Genomic DNA, 21,635 nt, shown 5'->3' with positions numbered 1-21,635 from the left:
TTAGCGCCTTTTCAGAAGGACGGCGGCCAGAAAGTCGCGACGCAAGCCCGGATCTGCTCGATCCAGCGATTGCATTGCGCCAGCCGCCTCGGTGATCGCGACGAGGGTTTCGGCCTTCGATATTTTGTATTGCAGGTTGTAGTCGCAGTCGGTCCTTTGCTGATAAAGGTTCTTGAGCGCCGCTGCGAACTTGCGTAATACCGGATCGGAGCAACTCGACCAGGCAGCGCAGATGTCCTTAGCCTTTCCGTGATCGATTGCCCGGGCAAAAACCAGCCGGGTCTCCTTCGAGGCTGCGGGTACGAACTCGGAGGCAACGGTCTGAGAGAGACTGTGAAACGCTGCGTAGTAGGCTGTGGAAACGGCGCGATGCAAATCAGCCTGGCGGGGCTTGTTCTGGCCCGAGTAGGCAAGCTCGCTGCGCGCATGCTCCAATAACTTGTTGGGCGTGATCAATTGCTCTGATTTCGCTCGCGTAGGTCAGATTTCGTCACGAATTCAAAGTATGGGAACCGGTCGTCGCCCTGGAGGAGCAGCCACATGCGAAAATCAGCGCGCAGCGACATCCGAGCCGCAATTTCAGCCGGCTTCATATGGCGGGCCAGCAAAACATGCACAAACAGGCTCGGTTGGCCATCGGAGTCTTCTTTCTCCTCGATTTCCACCTTTAGCACCTTGAGGTCCGGGATGAACTCATTCATCCGCCGCACCAACCACTCTTTGGCCGAGTCGTGCTCAGCGCTAATCTGCTTGGCAACTCGCGGCATCATGCCCCCACTATAGCAAGCAAAAAGCCCCTACGTGGGCACGCGCAGGAGCAGGTAGACGCCGAGGCCGAGGAAAAGCACGTCGGGGGTCCAGGCAGCGACGGCGGCAGGGAGCTGGTTGAGATTACCGAGGGCTTCGAGCAGGCTGGCGGAGGTCCAGTAGGCAATGGCCACGGCGATGCCGGCGGCGATGCCGGCCACGGTGCCGCGGCGGCCCACGCTGAGCGCGAAGGGGAAGGCCAGCAGCGCCATGATGACGGTGATCAGCGGGTAGGCGATTTTCTTGGCCAGGGTGATGCGCAGACGGCTCACATCGTAGCCGCCGCGGCGCAGCACGGTGATGTAGCGGTGCAGTTCGGCATAGGTCATCTGCGTGCCCTGGCGGGCGTCGCCGGCGAAGTAGGCCGGCGTTTCGGGCAGGCCGGTGAAGTTCGCCACCACAAAGCGTTCGAAACCAGTATCACCCTGGGGTGAGAAGGTGCGCGTCCAGCCATTGACGAAGACCCAGGTGCGGATCGTTTCGTCCCAGCGCGCCTGGTGCGCGAAGATGCGGCGCGTGAGCTGGAAGCGCTGGGGATCAAATTGAAAGACCGATACGTCATCGAAAGCGCGCGATTGGACGTCGAAAAAGCGGAAATAATAAATGTCGTTCCCGCGGCCGAACACCCATTTGCGTTCGGGATTGCGATAGGTCTGGGCAGGCTGGCCTTTAATACGGTCGTGCAGTTCGTCCTGGCGGAGATTGAACCCTGGCAACCAGGTCGCGCCCAGAGTGAACTGCAGCGCGCAGAGGATGGCGGCGGCCACCAGTACCGGCGCCAGCAGGCGGTAGGCGCTCACGCCGCAAGCCTTGATGGCGGTGATCTCGTTATTCTTGGCCAACAGCCCGAACGCGATCAACACACCCACCAGTATCGCCACCGGAATCATCTGGTAGACCATCTGCGGCGTGAAGTAGAGCAGGTACTCCGCGATCACACGCAGGCCGATGTGGTGCTGCAGAATGCTGCCCAACAACTCGAAGAGCGTAAAGATCAGGACCAGAATGACGAAAGCCACCAGCAGCAGCAGCGTATAGCGCAGAAAACTGTTTGTGACATAGCCGCTGATCAGGTTCGGCATCCACGAGCGTCCTCGCGCCGGGGTCACGGCAAGGACATGATCCTGCCGCCGTGGAATGAGGCGGCGCAGGCGGACCCACAGGTCGAGCGGCTCCCGCGGCCGCGGAGGATGACGGTCCAGGCGCCACAGCGCCCAGCCGCCCCAGGCCAGAAAGATGAGGTTGGCCGCCCACACCCCCCAAAACGGCGGCACCTTGCCCTGCTTGGCCATACCCATGCCAAAGACAAACAATAGGTAATAGACCAGCACCAACCCCAGCGTCAGCACGAAACCACCGGCGCGACCGCTGCGCCGCCCGCCCAGGCCGAGCGCGATGCCCACCAGCGCCAGCGCCAGGCAGGCAAACGCCAGCGCCCAGCGGCGGTAGAATTCAACCCGCGCCGCACGCCAGTCAGCAGCCGTGTGGGCCCGCTGCCAGAGAGGAGCCAGGGCCTCGGCGTTGACCGCCGGCGGTCCATGCGAGCGGGCAGGCAGCAGGAACGGGATGTCGACCGAGCGGAACGCACTCACCAGGCTGGTTTCCGGGTGTGCCGGTCCCACCGTGTAGCGCGTTCCGCCGAGCAGGTGCAACTGCACTTCCTGAGCCCCGCGATGTACCAGCACGCCGGAATCGGCCAGCGTCAGCTCGGGTGTCCCGGCGGCGTCCATTTGCGCCACCAGGACCTGCTTCCAGACGCTGCCGCCGGCGGTAATATCGCCAGCATAGACCACCCAGTTGGGATTATTGTCGGGCTCGAAAAAGATGCGCGGCTGCACCGCAGCGGCAATCTGAGAGCTGGCCAGCCGCGTGGTCAGGGCCTGCAGCCGGCCGCGGGCGGCGGGCGCAAGCCACAGCGTCATAAGGAGGGCTACCGCCAGAACCACCACGGTGAGGCCCAGCAGGGGCCGCACCACCCGGCGCGCTCCGGCGCCGCAGGCCGCCAGAGCCATCAGTTCGCCATCGGCGCCCAGCCTGCCGAGTCCGGTGAGAATGCCCACCAGCAGCGCCATGGGCAGCGTGAATACCAGCGCTGCCGGCAGCACGTAAAGAAACAGCAAGCCGACGGCTGCGTCGTTGGCGTGCACGGCCGCATCCATGGCGCGGCCGAGGTTCTGCATGAAGATTACGAAGGTGAACAGCAGCAGCCCCAGGCCGCCATACACGGCAATCTCGCGCCGGACGTAGCGGTGCAGGATTTTCATGGACGCAGGACGGTGAGGTAGCCGGGATTGGGTGGCGACGGCAGCAACGTGATCAGAGAATTGGGGTTGGTGGGATCCTGGGCTCGCACTGCGGCCACGTCGTCCGAGCCGGCGTCGGCGGCAAACAACAGCAAGCCGTCCGGACCCAGGGCCAGCGCGCGCGGGTCCTGGCCGACATGGATTACCACTTGCACGCTGCGGCCGGCGGTCGAAATGACCGTAACCGTACCGGCGGCTGCGTTGGCGACGTACAGGTTCAGGCCGGCGGCGCCAATCGCCACGGCGCCGGCGCCCAAGCCGGCGGGAATCGTACCCGAAACTTCATTGGCGGAAGTGTTGATGACGCTCACCGAGCCGCCCGCATTGCTGACGTAGAGCTCGCCACCGTCGGGCTTGAGGATCATCTGCTGCGGCTGCTGTCCCAGCGGCAAGTAGGCGAGCAGGCCGGGAATGTGCGTATCAATGACCGCAACCGTCGTGGCGCAGAGCACAAACACCTTGTGGCCGTAAGGTAAAGTGACGACCTGACGGGGCGGGGAAGTGAGGTCAACCCGCCGCCAGCGATGGGTGGTGGGGTCGGCCAGAACCAGGCTGGAGGGCTGCGTAGCCGCGATCGCCAATACGCCCTGCGGGGTGAGTGCCAGGGCTACGGCGTGGCCGGGAAGCGGCCAAGGCGCCGCCCAGTGCGCCGGATCAAACGCTTGCACCCACGATCCCGTGTCGTTGGAACCCACAAGATAACCTTGCCGATCGTGCATCACCATGGCGGCCGGTATCATTGCCAACGGCCGGCGCTGCAGGATGCGGCTCCCGGTGCTGCCGATTTTCAACCAATAGGGCTGGGCGCCGGCCGTGGCAAGCAGGAGCACATTGCGCTCCGGATTCACGGCAGCGGCGACGACCGGTCCGGGCAGGCGTAATTGCGCGCGGAGTTGCAGATCCTGAGTACTGATTGTCTGCAGTTCATTCCCGCCCGTAACCAACAACATATGCGGGGCCGCCGAACGCGCCGCCAGGGAGGAGCAGCCGGCGGCGAACAGAGCCAGCAGCACGGCGCAACTAGCCAAAAAACTAGCCAAAAAAGACCGAGGCAAGCTCGTACAAGTCCTCCCCCACCGTGCGATTCCGGCTCAAGGCTTCCGTCAGTGGCACCGAGGTCAACTGCTGGCCCTGCAGTGCGGCCATGCGCCCAAACTCGCCGCGATGCACCATGTCGATGGCGGCGATGCCATAGCGTGTGGCCAGCATGCGGTCAAACGCCGTGGGCGTGCCCCCGCGTTGCGTGTGGCCGAGAATAACCACACGGGTTTCGTAGCCGGTGTGCTTTTCAATCTGCTCCGCCAGACGGTTGCTGATGCCGCCCAGGCGCACATGGCCAAACGCGTCCCGGGGGGCATCTTTCTCGACTTCCGGAGCTTCGGCCCAGCGCGCGCCTTCGGCGACCACGACAATGCTGAAATACTTGCCCCGCGCGTGCCGGCGGCGGAGCAACTCACAGACCTCCTGTACACGGAATGGCTTCTCCGGAATCAGCACCACGTCCGCGCCTCCGGCAACCCCGGCATAAAGCGCGATCCAACCAGCTTCGCGGCCCATAACCTCAACCACCATAACCCGGTTATGCGCTTCCGCAGTGCTATGCAAGCGGTCGACGGCTTCCGTAGCTATGCCCACGGCGGTGTCAAACCCGAAGCAAAGATCGGTTCCCGACAAATCGTTGTCAATGGTTTTGGGAACACCGACCACCGGCAGGCCGGCCTCGTGAATCCACTGCGCCACGCCCAACGTGTCATCGCCACCAATGACGACAAGCGCCTCCAGATGCTGCACGGCGAAGGTGGCTTGCACCTGTTCCAAGCCTTGCGGCATTTGCCTGGGGTTGGTGCGCGAAGTGCGCAAAATGGTTCCTCCGCGGTGAATGATTCCGGCGATGCGGTCGAGATCGAGTTCCATGGCCCGGTTTTCGACCACACCGCGCCAGCCTTCGAGAAAGCCGACCACGGAATCTCCGTAGAAGGTGGTGCCTTTGCGCACGACGGCACGAATCACGGCGTTGAGACCGGGGCAGTCGCCGCCGCCGGTGAGGATGCCAAGGCGCATAAAGACAGTTTACAGTTAACAGTTTTCAGTTAAGGCTCGTCAGGCGTGGCAGCTTGACTGAAAGCTGAGAACTGAAAACTGATAACCTCTTCTTCTATGCGTTTTGGCACGCACGTATCCAGCGCCGGTGGCGTATCCCGGGCCGCAGAACGAGCCCATGAGCTGGGCTGCGATGCCCTGCAGGTCTTCACCGCCAGTCCGCGGCAGTGGCGGGCGAAAGCCGTTCCGGCCGAAGAAGCGGCGGCGCTACAGCGGCTATGCCGCGAATACAAATTGCGGCCACTGGTCGTGCATGCCAATTATCTGATCAATGTGGCCGGCGAGACCGATCGCTTCCGAGCACAGTCGATTGCGGCGCTGCGTGGGGAACTGGAGAGGGCCAGCGCCATTGGCGCCGAATTTCTGGTTTTGCATCCCGGCAGCGGCAGCGTCGAGCGGTGCGTCACCGGCATTCAGCAGGCGGCCAAGGGGTTCGCCTGGGGCAAACTGATGCTGCTGATCGAGAATATGGCGGGCGGAGGGACGCACCTGGCGGGCAATTTTGGCGGCCTGGCCGCGATCCTCGACGACCTTCCAGGTCTGCCGGTTGGCGCCTGCATTGACACCTGCCACACCTGGGCCGCCGGCTACGATCTGACCACGCCGGAAGGTTATGCGGCCACCATGAAAGAGCTGCAGGCCACGGTGGGCCTGCAGCGCGTTCCCGTCTTTCATAGCAATGATGCCAAGACGGCGCGCGGCAGCCATCACGACCGACACGAACATATCGGCAAGGGCCAGTTGGGAGAAGCCGCTTTCCGGCTGCTGCTCCACGATCGGCGGCTGCGGGGCAAGACCTTCATCGTCGAAACGCCGCCGGAAGGCCAGGTGGCCGACCTGGCGGCGCTACGCCGTCTGGCAGAATAGAAGATTCAGCTTCTATGGACGAGTCCCCCTCTTACGATCCCGGCAGCTTCGAGCCGCAATGGGCCGAACGCTGGGCGGCCAAGAACCCTCTGCTGGGCGCCAACGCCGGTGGACCCAAGTACTACGTGCTGGAGATGCTGCCCTATCCCAGCGGCGCGCTGCATATGGGTCATGTGCGCAACTACGCCATCGGCGATGCCTTGGCGCGGTTCTTTTGGATGCGCGGCTACGACGTATTGCACCCGATGGGCTGGGATTCGTTTGGGCTGCCGGCGGAAAACGCTGCAATTAAGAACCATACCCACCCGCGCGAGTGGACGCTGAAAAATATCGCGCACATGAAACGGCAGGACCAGCGCTTTGGGTTCAGTTACGACTGGTCGCGCGAAGTCACCACCTGCCTGCCGGAGTACTACCGCTGGAATCAGTGGCTCTTCCTCAAGTTCTATGAAAAGGGTCTGGCCTACCGCAAAAAGGGGCTGGTGAACTGGTGCCCAAAGTGTGCGACCGTTCTAGCGAACGAACAGGTGGCCGGCGGGGTGTGCTGGCGGCACGAAGATACGCCGGTGGAACAACGCGAACTGAGCCAGTGGTACTTTCGCACCACCGCCTATGCGCAGGAGTTACTGGAGGATCTGGACCGGCTGCCGGGCTGGCCCGAGCGCGTCCGTACCATGCAGCGCAACTGGATCGGCCGCAGCGAGGGCGCCGAAGTTGCGTTCGCGCTCGCCGACGGCAACGGCGAGCCGCTGCGCGTGTTTACCACCCGGATCGACACCATTTACGGCGCCAGTGCGATCCTGCTGGCGCCGGAGCATCCGCGACTGGGCGAATTCATCGATGAGGCGGGGCGCGAGCGGGCGCGGGCGCTCCGCAACCGGCAGGCGCACCTGGAGCCGGGGCAGGAACCCGAGAAGGAAGGCTTTTTCACCGGCCATTTCGCCGTAAATCCGTTCGATAACGAGCGGTTGCCGATCTGGGTGGCGAACTTTGTACTGATGGGTTACGGCACGGGTGCGGTCATGGCGGTGCCGGCCCATGACGCGCGTGATTTTGACTTCTGCACCAAGTACGGGCTGCCCATCCGGCCCGTGGTCGGGGAGGACGACAAGCTCTTTGACTCCGGCCGCTTCAGCGGCATGGAGAGCCGGACAGCGATGGCGGCCATGATCGCCGAAGCGGAACGAGCCGGCTTCGGGAAGGGAACCGTCCGCTACCGCCTTCAGGACTGGGGTATTTCCCGGCAACGGTTTTGGGGCACGCCCATCCCCATGATTCACTGCCCGGCGTGCGGCGTCGTTCCGGTGCCGGAGGAACAATTGCCGGTGTTGCTGCCCGACAACGTCGAGCTGACCGGCGAGGGCGAATCGCCGTTGGCATCCGATCCGGCGTTCGTGCAGGTGCGCTGCCCGAAATGCGGCGGGGCGGCGCGGCGCGAAACCGATACGATGGATACCTTTGTGGACTCGAGCTGGTATTTCTATCGCTACACCAGCCCGCACGACGAGCGCGCGCCCTTTGATGCTGCAGCCATCGGCCGCTGGCTGCCGGTGGATCAGTATATCGGCGGCATCGAACACGCCATCCTGCACCTCATTTACCTGCGCTTCTTTATCAAAGTTTTCCGCGACCTGGGGCTGGGCAAGCTCGACGAGTCCATCAAGCGACTGTTCACGCAGGGCATGATCACCCGCGGCGGCGCCAAGATGTCGAAGTCGAAAGGCAATGTCGTTGATCCGGAAGCATTGATCGATCGCTATGGCGCCGATGCGACCCGCATGTATGTACTGTTTGCCGCACCTCCGGAGAAGGATTTTGATTGGAGCGATCAGGGCGTCGAGGGCATTCACCGTTTTCTAGTCCGCGTGTGGAGACTGGCCCTCCGCCCCGCTGAAGCGGGAAGCGGCACCGCCGACATCGGCCTGCTGCGGAGGGCACATCAGACGCTGCGGCGAATGACGGCAGATTTTGAAACGCGTTGGCATTTCAATACCTCCATCGCCGGCCTGATGGAATTGGTGAACGCCATCTATGGCGCCCAAAACGAGCTTTCGATGTCCGTGCGGGCGGAGCTGATCCGGTTAGTACTGTTGATGCTGGCGCCCCTGGCGCCGTTTCTAGCGCAAGAGCTCTGGATGCGCCGGGGGGAACGCGGCGAGATTGCCCGCCAGCCCTGGCCTGAATTTGACGCTGCGTTGGCGCAAGAGGAAACCATTGAAGTCGTGGTGCAGGTGAACGGCAAGCTGCGGGCGCGGCTGAGCGTCGCGCCGGAGACGGAAAAGCAGGATTTGGAAGCTGCGGCTCGCGCCCACGAGAAGATCGCCCCGCTGCTGGCGGGAAAAACGCCCCGTCAGGTAGTCGTCGTTCCCGGGCGCCTGGTGAACTTTGTGTTATGAACAGCTCTCACCGCTCAATCGTCGTTCTCGATTTTGGCGCGCAGTACTCGCAGCTCATTGCCCGGCGCATCCGCGAGCTGGGTGTCCATAGTCTCCTGTTGCCGTTCAATGCCACCTGGGACGAAATCGCAGCGCACCAGCCCGCCGGCATCATTCTCTCCGGAGGGCCCGCTTCGGTGTACGCGCCGGACGCGCCACGGCCGGTGGCGGCGATCTGGACGGCGGGCGTGCCGCTGCTGGGTATCTGTTACGGCCTGCAGGTTATGGTCGATGCGCTGGGAGGGACGGTCGAGAATGCTGCGAAACGTGAGTTCGGACGTGCCGAAGTTACCGTAGATCCGGGTGACGGCCTGTTCCGCGGCAGCACGGGATGCGAGGTGGTCTGGATGTCGCACGGCGATGCCGTGCAGCAGCTCCCCGCAGGGTTCCGCGCGATCGGTCAAAGTCCCAGCGCCTTGGCGGCGGTCGCGGATGTGCGGCGGCGGATGTGGGCGGTGCAGTTTCATCCCGAAGTCCGGCATACCGAGCACGGAACCGCGCTGTTGAGCAATTTTCTCGATTTGTGCGGCGTGACGCGCGATTGGACCCCGCAGTCGTTCATCGCCGAGCAGGTGGCGCGCATTCAGGCACAGGTTGGCGGGCAGGGAAGAGCGATTTGCGCCCTCAGCGGCGGCGTCGATTCCAGTGTCGCCGCGGCGCTGGTACACCGCGCCATCGGCGACCGGCTGGTTTGCGTTTTTGTGAATAACGGCTTGCTGCGGCGGAATGAATTCGAGCAGGTGCAGCAGGCGTTGCGGGAGCGCCTGGGCCTGAACTTGCGTGCTGTCGATGCCACCCGGCAATTTCTGTCGGCACTTGCCGGCGTCACCGATCCCGAGCAAAAGCGCAAGATCATTGGACGGCTGTTCATCGAAACCTTCGAGCCGGAGGCGCGGGTGCTCGGGGCCGAGTTCCTGGTGCAGGGAACCCTCTACCCGGATGTGATCGAGTCGGTCTCGGTGCATGGTCCATCGGCGGTGATCAAGAGCCATCACAACGTCGGCGGCCTGCCGGCAGAGATGAAACTGAAGCTGATCGAGCCGCTGCGCGACCTATTCAAGGATGAGGTACGCCGGGTGGGGGCCGATCTGGGACTGGATGCCGGACTGCTCGGACGGCAGCCGTTCCCGGGGCCTGGACTAGCAGTGCGGATCCTAGGCGAGGTCACCGCCGAAAAGCTGGAGCTGTTGCGCGCCGCCGACGCCATCGCACTCGAGGAGATCCGCAAAGCCGGCTATTACCACCGTCTCTGGCAGTCGTTTGTGGTGCTGCTTCCGGTGCGCACGGTGGGGGTCATGGGCGACTTCCGCACCTACGGTCTTACCTGCGCTCTGCGCGCGATCCACTCCGAAGACGGCATGACCGCCGACTGGGCGCCGCTGCCGTACGACCTGTTAGGCACGATCTCCAGCCGCATCGTTAACGAGGTCCCGGGGATCACCCGCGTGGTCTACGACATCAGCTCCAAGCCTCCTGCCACCATCGAGTGGGAATAGGCCTCTTCGGCGCTACAATGACGGCAGAAGTAGGGGAAACGGAACCGTCATGAGCCACGTCTTACCCGACATGGAAGCTGTGTTGCCGGCGGCCGCTGCTGCAGTCACCCACCCAGGGCTGGTGTTGACGCCCGAGGCGGATGGCCAGGCGGCGCTGCTGCGGCGCTGTCAGGGGGGTGACGATGCCGCCTTCGAGGAATTGGTGCGGCGCTTTCAGCCGCGCGTAAGCGCGATCGTACGGGGCATCCTGCGCCAGTCAAACGATTGCGACGACATTGCGCAACAGATATTTACGAAAGTCTATTTTGCCCTGAACAAGTTCAACTTCCAGTCGGCGGTTTCCACCTGGATCTATAAGATCGCGGTGAACGAATGCTACGACCACTTGCGGAAACAGAAGGTTCGGCGGGCGAAAATCCTGGCGGACCTGTCGGAACAGGAGTCGGCCTGGATCGAAAATCTGGACGTTAATGGACACCTGGGAGTGGCCAGCCTGGCCAAACAGGTTGAGGTACGGGAGCTGGCCGACAAGCTGCTGGCGCGGGTCTGCGCCGAGGACCGCGTGCTGCTGATATTGAAGGAAGTCGAGGGGTACGGCGTCAGGGAAGTGGCTGCCATCGTCGGATTGAATGAGAACACCGTGAAGGTACGTCTGTTCCGCGCCCGTCAAGCGCTCCTGACGGCGTTGCGGCGGAAGCGGGTCTGAAGCCGAGGTGTGGGAAGTATGAAGGGAACTGGTCACTGGCTGCTGAAGAAGGCGGGGTGCCGGAGGTTTATCCGGGAAGCGGAAGATTTTCTGGCAACCCATCCGGGAGCGGCAGGGGGCGCACCGGTGCGTCTAGCCCCCCACTTGGGGATCTGCCGCCTCTGCACGCGCCGCTGGCAAGTAATGCTTGCCAGCCACAGCCTGCTGCACCGCTTGCAGGCCGAGAAAGAACCGGCTGCGGATCCTTATTTTTACGAGCGGCTGCGAGCGCGCATTCAGACGTTGCAGCCGCGCTATCGCCGGGCTGAGATTCGGTGGTTGCACCTGGCCCTCGCGGCGGCGTTGTTCGTCGCCGCGCTGGGCTCGTTCGCTTACAATCTGCAACGTACCGAGATGCCCAATGCCGACGAGGCCATGGCGCTCGATGTCCCGCACATCAACCCGCAGCATCCGGCGGATTCGCACGTGCAGCCGCGGCTCGCCGACGCCATGTTGAACCTCATGAATCCGTGAGGGAGGGAAGGCTATGCGGGACCGGCGGACAACCACTTTTATCGCGTTGCTCTTTGTCAGCGGCCTACTGCTGGGCGGCACCTTTATGAACCTGGCGGAACATTACTGGTTTCATATGCACCCGCACAACGAGTACGACATCCGCCAGCACCGCAAGATTGCCACGGAAATGGGGCGTCGTCTCCATCTCACACCTCTCCAGGTGACCGAGGTGGATGCCGTGCTGCGCGACACGATCGGTCGCTACCAGAAGTTGGAGACGCAACTGGCACCGCAATTTGACGCTCTGCGGCAGCGTGACCGCGCCCAGCTCCGGGACCTGCTTACGCCCGCGCAACAGCTGGAATTCGACAAGATCGTGCGGCATGCGGATACGGAATACCCGATCAACGAGCGCCCGGCAGTGCTGTCCCCGGTCCCCTGCGAGAGCGCCTCCAATCCGCAACCGCAGGAGTAGAGCAGGGACCACCTTTTGGGCTGGGGCGCCATCGTAGCGCGAAGGAGGTTCTGCAATGCATTCACAGTCCCTTTCCCGTCGCGACCCCTACGATATCTATGATCCCCGGCGTGGCTTTGATGACTTCTTCAACCGCATGTTCACCAACCCGTTCTGGGAGCGCTGGTCCACCAGCGGCAGTGCTGTGGCCTGGGTTCCCCCGGTGGAGAGTTATATCGACCAGAATAAGTACCACATCCGCATGGCTCTGCCGGGCGTAAAGCCAGGTGAAGTCAACCTGCAGGTTCACGGAAATGAGCTCAGCATTTCCGGCGAAAGGAAACAGGACGTCACCCCGGCCGAAGACCGTTCGTTCCAGCGCGAAATCACCTACGGAAGCTTCGAGCGCGTGGTCACACTGCCGGAAGGGGTGCAGACCGAAAAGATCGATGCCAATTTCAACAGCGGCGTGTTGGAAATTACCGCCCCGATGAGTGAGAAGGCGCTGCCGCGCAAGATCGAAATCAAAGGGGAAAGCGGCGGCAGGAGGTTAGCGGCCTAGGTGGCTCGCCACTTTTTGCCCGGGTCGCTCCCGTTGGAGTGCGAGCTTCGATTCCCGGGAGCCTTCGCCCGCATGGCTCAGAGATCCTGCAAGTTGCCGCCAGGCGACATAATGTCTGATAATGGATCTTATGTCAAATATTCTGTCGCAAGCAAGCTGAGGAGCTGGTCGCGGAGCATCGGCTGCAGCCGGCGCTCATTGACCAGCCTCTCGATTTCCTCGCCCAGGTGGCGTTCTGGTTCACCGGGAAGTGCGAGTTCGTCGATCAGCTTGTCAGGCGCCAGTTTATCCTGCTGCTCCTCGCTTAACACTTGAACTTCATGCCCCGCGAAGAGGGTGCGTAAAGGGTCGACCAAGCCGCCAAGCAGCAGCCGCACCAGCGCCTCGGCAGCCTGCCGCTTCGAGGATGCCGCCAACTTTGGCGCCCACTCGACGCCGGGGGCGAAGACGAGTTGAACATACTCGAAGGGCACTGCGCCCACGTCTGCAAGGCGGAGCTGAAAGCGAGCTTTGTACATCAGCTCATCGGGGAGACAATTGACGGCGTCCAGCTCGATGCTATCGAGGGTCAAATCTTCCAGACGATGAGTGTGGAAGACGGTCTGCGGCAACGGGGAACTATTGCCCGTACCGAGCGGGAACAAGGTGCGATGGACGGCACCGCGGAGCTCCAGTGGCCAGGGCAGGTAGGCCAGGGTTCTTCCCTGCTCTTCCACCCACTCCGGCGCCAGGTTTATCTTTTCAAACAGCGTCCGTAACGGTGGATTTTTCAGTTTATTGCGCAGCAGGATGAGGTTATCCTCGCTGGCGGTCATGGCGCCGATTTGAAATTCGACCTCGCCGCCGGGCTCCTGCGAAGCTACCCAGTGATTGCGACACCGTTCGGAGAGGCCGCAGATGGGACAGATAACCATGGAATTCATCTTAACGCGAGCAGGGCGATGGCGGCGACGATGAGCGCCACCCCGAGCCATTGCCGCCAGGCCAGGCGCTCGCGCAGGAAGACCACGGCCAACACCAGTGTCCAGACGGTAAACAGGCCGCTTAGCGCCGAGATGACCGAAACCGGCAGGTGGCGTGCGCCCACGGCGTAGAAGATATAGGCCGAGCTGTCGAGCAGGCCGGTGGCCCACATCCAGCCGGAACGGAACCAGTTTCGAGGCGGACGAAAACCGGCGAGCAGCGGCAGGGCCAGCAGGCCGGCGCCGGCGAAGCGGAAAATCAGGACGGGAGCGGTAGAACCGCTGGCCGCTGAGTGCGCCGCGAGGGCGTAGAAGACCGTGCCGAAGACCAGCGCACCACCGACCGCTGCCCAAAGCGCCGACTTGCGCCGAGGGTACCCTGCCGCCGTACCCCGCCGCGCCGCCAGCGAGGCTAATAAAGTCCCGGCAATGACACCTGCAACCGCGAAGGCCATCAACGCCGCCAGCCGCTCGCCGGAAATGACGTAGGCCAGAGCCGCCGAAACCACGGGGTAGGCAGCGGTAATCGGCGACACCAGCACGAGCGGACCGTTCTCGAGCGCGTAATAAAACAGCACGCCGCCAACCGTATTGCCCACGCCCAGCCAGATGAGCAGCGGCAACTGCGAGGCGGGAATCTGCACGCCGCCGGCGACCCATACCAGCGCCAGCGCCAGCGCACCCACCGCGTTCATGCCCCAGACGGTCGGCCAGAAGCCAAGGCGTTCGGCGGCTTTTTTGGCGCAGAAATCGGCCGAACCCCAGGCCACTGCCGCGCTGAGCGCCCAAATCAAGTACGCATCCATCGCGCTCTCATCTGTAACCTGTAACCGGCAACCTGTAAACTGAAAATTATGCCGACCACCACTTCATCGTCTCCGCTGGGCATAGCGCCCACCAGTCCGATCCGCGCTCCACGCGGCACCCAGTTGCGCTGCCGCGGCTGGGCGCAAGAGGCGGCGATGCGGATGCTGATGAACAATCTCGACCCGGAAGTGGGCGAGCGGCCGCAGGATCTGGTGGTTTACGGCGGGCGCGGACGGGCGGCGCGGAATTGGGATTGCTACCGGGCTATTGTTGCCGCGCTGGAAAAGCTGGGCAACGAGGAAACCCTGCTGGTACAGTCGGGCAAACCGGTGGGCGTTTTCGCGACGCACAGCTACGCGCCACGCGTGCTGATTTGCAACTCCAATCTGGTGGGCCACTGGTCGAACTGGGAGCAGTTCGATGAGCTGGAGCGGCGCGGGCTGATGATGTACGGCCAGATGACTGCGGGTAGCTGGATTTATATCGGCTCGCAGGGAATCGTGCAGGGGACGTTTGAGACCTTCGCCGCCGCGGCACGGCAGCACTTTGGCGGCTCCTTGCACGGCAAGCTGGTGGTCAGCGGCGGACTGGGCGGCATGGGCGGCGCGCAACCGCTGGCAGCGACGCTAAACGGTGCGGCCTTTTTGGGCGTCGAGGTCGATCCGGCGCATATCAATCGCCGGGTCCGGAGCGGCTACTGCGATATTCAGGTGAACGACCTGGACGAAGCGCTGCGTATTCTGCGCAATGCCATCCGGCAGAAGCAGCCCACTTCGGTGGGCTTGGTGGGCAATTGCGCCGAAGTCTTGCCGGAGCTGGTAAAGCGCGGAGTGGTTCCCGATCTGCTGACGGATCAGACCAGCGCCCATGACCCGCTGTACGGATATATTCCGGCGGGGATGAGCCTGGCCGAGGCGGCGGAGCTGCGCGCACGCGCGCCGGAGGAGTATCGCGACCGGGCCATGGATTCGATAGCCACACACGTGCGCGCCATGCTCGATCTGCAAAAGGCCGGCGCGGTGACCTTTGACTACGGCAACAACATCCGCACCATGGCCTTCCAGCGCGGCGTCAAGAACGCCTACGATTTCCCCGGTTTCGTGCCCGCTTATATCCGGCCCCTGTTTTGCGAGGGGCGGGGGCCTTTCCGCTGGGCCGCGCTGAGTGGCGAAGCCAGCGACATTCACGCCACCGATGAACTGGTGTTGAAGCTGTTTCCGCACGACGAGATTTTGAGCCGCTGGATTGGCTTGGCACGCAAGCATGTGAAGTTTCAAGGTCTGCCGGCACGCATTTGTTGGCTCGGTTACGGCGAACGGGCCAAGTTCGGTCTGGCGCTGAACGAGATGGTGCGCAAGGGCGAGGTGAAGGCCCCGATTGTGATGGGGCGCGATCATCTGGATTGCGGCTCAGTGGCCTCACCCTTCCGTGAAACTGAAAGCATGAAAGATGGCAGCGATGCGGTCGCCGACTGGCCGCTGCTCAATGCCCTGCTCAACACTGCCAGCGGCGCGAGCTGGGTGTCCATCCATAATGGGGGTGGGGTCGGCATCGGCTACGCCCAGCATGCCGGCCAGGTAACGGTCGCCGACGGTACGCCGGAGATGGCGGAGCGCATTGAGCGCGTGCTGACCAACGATCCCGGCATCGGCGTCGCGCGGCATGTGGACGCCGGATACCCGGAGGCGCGGGCCTTCGCGGATGCACACGGGATTCAGATCCCGATGAAATAGATGGCGCTGCTCCTCACGCATGCGACCCAACTGCTGACCCTCGCCGGTCCGGACCGCGCGCGGCGGGGGACGGAGATGAACGATCTGGGCCTGGTGCGCGACGGGGCCGTCCTCATCGACAAAGGGCAAATCGTAGCCGCCGGACCAAACGATGCGGTCGCGGCGCGGGCCCCCAGCGGGGTTGCAACTCACGACTGCTCAGGAATGCTGGTGACCCCGGGACTGTGCGATCCGCATACGCACCTGGTTTTCGCCGCGCCGCGCATGGCCGACTATGAGCGCCGCCTGGCCGGCACCAGCTACCAGGAAATTGCCGCGGCCGGCGGCGGCATCCGCTCGAGTCTCGAAGCGGTACGCACCGCCAGTGAAAGCGATTTGACCCATCAAGCCGCCTTCTGGATCCGGCAAGCGCGCGCCGCTGGCACCACCACGATCGAAGTGAAATCCGGTTATGGTCTTACGGTTGAGGCCGAATGCAAGAGCTTGCGGGCGGCGCACGCCGCTGCGCTCGCTGCCGGCGGCGACGTGGCGCCTACATTTTTGGGTGCGCACATTGTCCCCCCGGAGTTCGTCAACGACCGCGCCCGTTACGTCGCCCTGGTGAGCACCACGATGCTCGATGCCGTTTGTGCCCTTGGCGATGCGGCGCCGGAGTTTGCCGACGTTTTTTGCGATCCCAGCGCCTTCACGCTGGCCGAAAGCCGGCAAATCCTCGAAGCGGCCCGCGCCCGGGACTTACAGTTGAAACTTCACGCTGAGCAATTCGCTCCCATGGGCGGCATCGGCCTTGGCATCGAGCTTGGCGCAGTATCGGTCGATCATTGTGACGCGGCACGTGCCGCTGACGCCGCCCTCTTGGGCCGTGCCGAAACTGTCGCCACGTTGATTCCGGGCGCCAATTTTTTTCTGGGCCAGACCTATGCGCCCGCACGCATGCTGATCGAGGCGGGCGCGGCTGTCGCCCTCGCCACCGACTTCAATCCCGGCACCTGTCCGATTCTGTCGCTGCCGCTGGTCATGAGCATCGCCTGCAACGGTATGCGACTCACGCCCGCCGAGGCCTGGACGGCGGTGACCATCAATGGCGCCGCGGCACTGGCCCGCGCCGGCATTTGCGGTTCGCTCGCGCCGGGTAAGCGCGCCGACCTGGCCATTTTTGCCGCCGGCGACTATCGCGCAATTCCCTACTACGCCGGTCAGAATCTCTGCCGTGCGGTTGTACAGAATGGAGTGTGGATCGAAAGCCATGGCCATGATTGAATGTGTTCCTAACTTCAGCGAGGGCCGCAACGCGGCCGTCGTCGGCGAAATTGTGCAAGCCATGCTTACCGTGCCGGGCGTATCCCTGCTGGCGCAGGAAATGGATGCGGATCATAACCGGTCCGTGATCACCCTGGCCGGTGAAGCCAAAGCCGTGGCCGAAGCCGCCGTGCGTGGCGTCGGCCTTGCCGCGCAACGAATCGACTTGCGCCGTCATCAGGGTGCGCATCCCCGGCTGGGCGCCACCGACGTGGTGCCCTTCGTTCCGCTGGCAGGCGCAACCCTGGAAGAATGCGTCCGGTTGGCCGAGTGGGCGGGCGAGGAAATCTGGAAGCGGTATCAGATTCCCGTGTACCTCTATGAAGCCGCGGCACGGCGTGAAGACCGGCGCGGTCTCGAGAACATCCGCAAGGGACAATTTGAAGGCGTTTCCGAACTGGTCAAGACCGATCCTGGCCGCACCCCCGATTTCGGTCTTCCCTTCCCCGACTGCCGGCTGCACCCTTCGGCCGGAGCGACAGTGGTGGGCGCGCGCAAGTTCCTGATTGCCTACAACATCAATCTGGACACCGCCGATCTGGCGGTGGCCAAGGCCGTTGCCAAGGCAGTGCGCACATCGAGCGGCGGCCTGCCCGCGGTGAAAGGCATGGGTGTGCTGCTCAGCCACCCGCCGCGCGCACAAGTTTCGATGAACTTGACGGATTTTGAAACCACCTCTCTCGCCACGGCCTGGCATACCGTTACCACCGAAGCCGCCAAGCACGGCGCAACGCCGGTGGAGAGCGAACTGATCGGATTGGTCCCCCGGAAGGCGCTGGAAGAGGCCGCGGCGGAAATGCTGAAGTTCGTCGCCTTCGACGCGGAAATGGTCATTGAAACGCGTGTTGAAAGGGTTCTGAAGGCTCTGCCCGTGAAGCAGGCGAACACGCTGCGGCCGTTTCTCGATGCACTGGCGTCGGAGGAACCGGCGCCGGGGGGCGGCACCGCAGCCGCCGCGACCGGAGCAATGGCGGCGGCGCTCGGCACCATGGTGGCGCGGCTGGCCCGTGCGAAGGCGCGCAAAGCCGGTACCGACACGGCGGTTTGGGACGGAGCCGAGCGTGAATTCGCCACCTTGAGCGAACAACTGACACGCGCGACCGATGAAGACAGCGAAGCGTTCCTCGCTATTCGCGCCGCCCGCCGCTTGCCCAAAGCCACCGAGGCGGAACAAGGCAGCCGCGCGCAGGCCATTCATGCGGCTACGGTGCTGGCTGCCGACGTGCCCCTTGGGGTCGCCACCCGCTGCCGCAAACTGCGCGACCTGCTAGAACGCGCCGCCCCGCAAACGCCTGCGGCAATGGCCAGTGACGTGAGCACCGCACTCGCCCTGGCCGAAGCGGGATTCACCGGCGCCCGCGACAATGTCCGGATCAATTGTGAAGGTTTGGAGGCCTCCGATCCCGACCGCCAGCGCCTGGAAGCGGCGCTGGATCGCTTGCAAGCGTAGCCTCCGGCGGGCTTCGATTCCCGGCAGGATGCGCCGCTGGCACTCCGGGATCCTCCGAACTGGGCCATAAGCGCTCTTTTTGCTTGACTCTGAGGCACTGGTTTGGGGATGATTCTTCTAAATAGTCCGGCTCTGCCGGCGCCGGCATGGCCGGTACCGCTCTGCCCGTGATCGACCGCAGCCTTCCGATCCCGATTGAGAGAGTCTAAGCAGATCATGTCTATGTGGAAACTGTCGTGTCCGAATTCGCGTTTTGCTTCAACCCTGTCCCTGACCGGGGCAGTCGTGGCACTGGCCGCGGCGGTAGCACTGGCGCAAGCGCCGGCCGGGAAGCAGTCCTCGCGCCTGAAGGCGCAGTATGCCCAGATTCCGCTGACCTTTGAGGCGAATCAGGGCCAGACGGCCTCCCAGGCTCAATTTTTGGCGCGCAGCCGGGGCACCATCGTGTTTCTTACCGCGCGGGGTATGGTCGTGAAGACGAAGCAGGGCGCCGTCGGGATGAGGTTTGCCGGCGCCACGGCTGCACCCGCCGCGCAGGGCCGGCAAGCTGTCGCCTCGCCGGTTCACTATTGGCTCGGCTCTGGACTGGTTTCCGTCCGTAGCTATCGCAAGGTCGATTTTGCGAAAATATATCCGGGCGTGGGTGTCACCTATTACGGTCATGATGGTCAGGTCGAATTCGACCTGAAGTTGGCGCCCCATGCCTCCCCGGCAGCCGTGCAAATGGCATTTCGCGGGGCCTCACCGTATCTTGGCGCGGATGGCAGCCTTACCTTGGCCCATGGCGTCAGTCTGCGCACGCCGCTCGCCTACCAGTCCGTAAACGGTCGCCGTCACGCCGTCCGGGTACAGTACCGCCTGCTGCCGGATGATCGCGTGGGCTTGGTGGTAGGCGCCTATGATGCGAACCGTACGCTCATAGTCGACCCGATTCTAGCTTTCGCCAGCCTGCTGGGCGGCACCTCTTACAACCAGGCCAACGCGGTAGCCGTTGACTCCAAAGGCAATGGCTACGTTGCCGGTTTCACAATATCTACCGACTTTCCGGTGCAGAGCGCCTTCCAGGCGAAAGATGCGCCCGGTTCGTTCAGCACCAGCAGCAATGACGCCTTCGTGACCGAAATCTCCGCCGACGGCAAATCGCTGATCTATTCGACCTATTTGGGCGGCAACGGCGACGATGAAGCCACCGGCATCGCCGTCGATTCTACCGGCGCCGCCTACGTCACCGGCTTTACGAATTCAACGAATTTCCCCACCACGGCGGCAGTCCCGCCCATCCAGGCCGCGAACGCCGGCGGCTACGATGCCTTCGTGACCAAATTCGCAGTCGGCGGCGCCAAGCTTGATTATTCGACCTATTTGGGCGGCACCGGAGATGACAAGGCAGCAGCCATTGCCGTCGATCCCCAGGGTGAAGCCTTCATTACCGGCACCACCTCATCCACGGATTTCCCCGTAAGCGCGACGGCTCCGCAGAAGACCATGGCAGGCAAGACCGATGCATTTGTCGCCGGCATCAGCGCGGCCGGTACTTCGACGCTTTACGCGACCTACCTGGGCGGCTCCGACATAGACAACGGCAACGCCATTGCCGTGGATCAGACGGGCAATGTTGTCGTTGGCGGGGCCACCGCTTCGACTAACTTTCCGGTAACCGCGGGTGCCCACCAGCCGCAAATCGGCGGCAACTTCGATGGCTTCATCGCCATGATTCCCCGCGCCGGCACCAGCATCGGTTGGGCGACCTATTTGGGCGGCAGCGGCGCCGATGCCATCAATGCCGTCACGGTCGATACGGCGGACAACGTGTACGTGGCTGGCAGCACCAACTCCAGCAACTTGTTTTGCCCCTTCTCGAGCTGCGCGAGCAGTTTTGCGGGGAACGGCGATGCGTTCGTGGCCAAGTTCAACTCCTCTGGCTCGCAGCTGGTTTGGGGTGCTTACCTGGGCGCAGCGCCGAGCGGAGTGGCAACCGCCATTGCGGTCGACAGCACCGACGACGTTTACATTGCCGGCTATACCTCATCGGCCAGCCTGCCGGCCACATCCAATGCCACTCAAAACACGCCCGGCGGCGCAGTCGATGGCTTCCTGGCGAAGCTGGGTCCAGCCGGCCCGAATAGCGCCAACCCATTCCTGTTCTATAGCTACCTCGGCGGCCGGGAAAATGACGCGGTCAATGGCATGGGAATCGATGCCAATGGCGATATCGATCTGGTGGGAACCACCAGCTCGAATAATTTCCCGGTGACCGCGGGTACATTCCAGACCAGTCTAAACAGCTCGACAGATGCCTTTGTCGCGCGTTATGTCGTAGCGGCGCAAGGCGTGTTCTCGCCTCCGGCCATGGGCTTTCCGGCACAGGCGCCGACCGTGAAAAGTGCGGCGCAAACGGTGACCTTCACCAACGGCGGCGAATTGGCGCTGATTATCAAATCCATTACGACCACCGGGCCCTATTCGGAGACGGATACCTGCTCGGCAAACAATTCCACACTGCAGCCCACGCAAAGCTGTACCATCAGCGTGGTGTTCACGCCAACGGCCACGGGCACGCAGAACGGAACGCTGGTGATCACCGACAACAGCCCCTCCGGATCAGAAACGCTGCCGCTGAGTGGCAGCGGCGGGGACTTTTCGGTGAGTGTGACACCCATCAACCAAACCATCGCGGCCGGCGCCAGCGCCAGCTTTGAAGTTGACCTAGCGCCAGCTACCGGCTACACGGGCGTGGTCAAGCTGAGCTGCACGGGCATCGGCACGACACAGAACGCCACTTGTACGCCCTCGCCAGCTTCGCTCACCATGAATGGCACCAGCACTTCGATCGCGACCATGACGGTGACCACGACCGTGAGACCGGCCATCGTGCCTTGGTTCAGCGCTCCGCCGTCGGGTCCCTGGTTCTGGATCGCCCTGTTCGGATTGGCGCTGGCGCTCACTGGCGCCATTTACGGACTGCGGATGCGGGGTATGCGTCGTCGCGTGGGCTGGGTGGGGACTGCGGTGCTGCTCGGACTGTCGTTCGCAGCCGCCGGTTGTGGCGGTAAGACGACGAACCAGGGAACGCCCGCAGGCAACTATAGCCTCACGTTCACCGGTACCGCTGGCCAAGCCACCCACTCACAAAAAGTGAACTTGACCGTCAATTAGGCG

At 63.3% G+C, this 21,635-nt stretch carries 18 protein-coding genes; 11 read left to right on the top strand and 7 right to left on the bottom strand.

Annotation, left to right across the window (positions count from 1 at the left end; translation table 11 throughout):
* The 5 genes from EPN33_09115 to EPN33_09095 all read right to left on the bottom strand — a co-directional run bounded on the left by EPN33_09115 (position 1) and on the right by EPN33_09095 (position 5,171).
* On the bottom strand, positions 1-456 hold the full coding sequence (locus EPN33_09115; GenBank protein ID TAN21813.1) for a hypothetical protein: 456 nt from the start codon (positions 454-456) through the stop codon (positions 1-3).
* A complete protein-coding gene (locus EPN33_09110) occupies positions 453-770 on the bottom strand; it encodes a hypothetical protein (GenBank protein ID TAN21812.1) in 318 nt (105 codons plus the stop codon). Before EPN33_09110 ends, EPN33_09115 begins: the two co-directional genes overlap by 4 nt.
* 27 nt (positions 771-797) lie before the next feature.
* Positions 798-3,071: a YjgP/YjgQ family permease gene (locus EPN33_09105; protein TAN21811.1), complete on the bottom strand. Its 2,274-nt coding sequence runs from the start codon at positions 3,069-3,071 to the stop codon at positions 798-800.
* On the bottom strand, positions 3,068-4,060 hold the full coding sequence (locus EPN33_09100; GenBank protein ID TAN21810.1) for a YncE family protein: 993 nt from the start codon (positions 4,058-4,060) through the stop codon (positions 3,068-3,070). Before EPN33_09100 ends, EPN33_09105 begins: the two co-directional genes overlap by 4 nt.
* A gap of 82 nt (positions 4,061-4,142) precedes the next feature.
* Positions 4,143-5,171 (bottom strand): 6-phosphofructokinase, encoded by a 1,029-nt coding sequence (locus tag EPN33_09095; GenBank protein ID TAN21809.1) that lies wholly within the window; start codon positions 5,169-5,171, stop codon positions 4,143-4,145.
* A 96-nt stretch (positions 5,172-5,267) separates the two neighbouring features.
* On the opposite strand from EPN33_09095, the gene EPN33_09090 reads away from it, so the two are divergent.
* From EPN33_09090 to EPN33_09060, 7 genes are read left to right on the top strand one after another with little or no spacing between them, the layout of a single operon-like run.
* Positions 5,268-6,077, top strand: coding sequence for a deoxyribonuclease IV (locus EPN33_09090; protein TAN21808.1), 810 nt, complete (start codon positions 5,268-5,270; stop codon positions 6,075-6,077).
* Positions 6,078-6,091: 14 nt separating this feature from the next.
* Entirely contained in the window at positions 6,092-8,473 is a 2,382-nt protein-coding gene (locus EPN33_09085; GenBank protein ID TAN21807.1) for a leucine--tRNA ligase, read from the top strand.
* A complete protein-coding gene (locus EPN33_09080) occupies positions 8,470-10,008 on the top strand; it encodes a glutamine-hydrolyzing GMP synthase (GenBank protein ID TAN21806.1) in 1,539 nt (512 codons plus the stop codon). The genes EPN33_09085 and EPN33_09080 overlap by 4 nt, the downstream gene beginning before the upstream one ends.
* Positions 10,009-10,057: 49 nt before the next feature.
* On the top strand, positions 10,058-10,714 hold the full coding sequence (locus tag EPN33_09075; GenBank protein TAN21805.1) for a sigma-70 family RNA polymerase sigma factor: 657 nt from the start codon (positions 10,058-10,060) through the stop codon (positions 10,712-10,714).
* A gap of 18 nt (positions 10,715-10,732) precedes the next feature.
* Complete coding sequence (locus EPN33_09070; GenBank protein TAN21804.1) at positions 10,733-11,227, top strand: hypothetical protein; 495 nt, start codon at positions 10,733-10,735, stop codon at positions 11,225-11,227.
* A gap of 13 nt (positions 11,228-11,240) precedes the next feature.
* Positions 11,241-11,684, top strand: coding sequence for a hypothetical protein (locus tag EPN33_09065; protein TAN21803.1), 444 nt, complete (start codon positions 11,241-11,243; stop codon positions 11,682-11,684).
* Positions 11,685-11,739: 55 nt separating this feature from the next.
* Positions 11,740-12,225 (top strand): Hsp20/alpha crystallin family protein, encoded by a 486-nt coding sequence (locus EPN33_09060; GenBank protein TAN21802.1) that lies wholly within the window; start codon positions 11,740-11,742, stop codon positions 12,223-12,225.
* A 128-nt stretch (positions 12,226-12,353) separates the two neighbouring features.
* On the opposite strand, the gene EPN33_09055 is transcribed toward EPN33_09060, so the two are convergent.
* Both EPN33_09055 and EPN33_09050 read right to left on the bottom strand, forming a co-directional pair.
* Positions 12,354-13,139 carry a hypothetical protein gene (locus EPN33_09055; GenBank protein ID TAN21801.1) on the bottom strand — a complete coding sequence of 262 codons (786 nt, stop codon included), beginning with the start codon at positions 13,137-13,139 and terminating at the stop codon, positions 12,354-12,356.
* A gap of 5 nt (positions 13,140-13,144) precedes the next feature.
* A complete protein-coding gene (locus tag EPN33_09050) occupies positions 13,145-13,993 on the bottom strand; it encodes a DMT family transporter (GenBank protein TAN21800.1) in 849 nt (282 codons plus the stop codon).
* Between the two features lie 48 nt (positions 13,994-14,041).
* Between EPN33_09050 and hutU the strand changes: the two genes are divergently transcribed.
* The 4 genes from hutU (at position 14,042) to EPN33_09030 (ending at position 21,632) form a co-directional block, all read left to right on the top strand.
* Positions 14,042-15,727 carry a urocanate hydratase gene (hutU, locus tag EPN33_09045; GenBank protein ID TAN21799.1) on the top strand — a complete coding sequence of 562 codons (1,686 nt, stop codon included), beginning with the start codon at positions 14,042-14,044 and terminating at the stop codon, positions 15,725-15,727.
* Positions 15,728-16,987, top strand: coding sequence for an imidazolonepropionase (locus tag EPN33_09040; protein TAN21798.1), 1,260 nt, complete (start codon positions 15,728-15,730; stop codon positions 16,985-16,987). It begins immediately after the preceding gene.
* Positions 16,953-18,476 (top strand): glutamate formimidoyltransferase, encoded by a 1,524-nt coding sequence (gene ftcD, locus EPN33_09035; protein ID TAN22156.1) that lies wholly within the window; start codon positions 16,953-16,955, stop codon positions 18,474-18,476. Before EPN33_09040 ends, ftcD begins: the two co-directional genes overlap by 35 nt.
* 216 nt (positions 18,477-18,692) lie before the next feature.
* Entirely contained in the window at positions 18,693-21,632 is a 2,940-nt protein-coding gene (locus EPN33_09030) for a DUF1573 domain-containing protein (GenBank protein ID TAN21797.1), read from the top strand.
* Positions 21,633-21,635: the final 3 nt, after the last annotated feature.

The organism is Acidobacteriota bacterium, assembly GCA_004299485.1.
In the GTDB taxonomy this organism is placed as follows: Bacteria; Acidobacteriota; Terriglobia; order Terriglobales; family SCQP01; genus SCQP01.
Note: the sequence above shows the minus strand (reverse complement) of the source record. Positions and strands in the feature narration are given on the sequence as shown.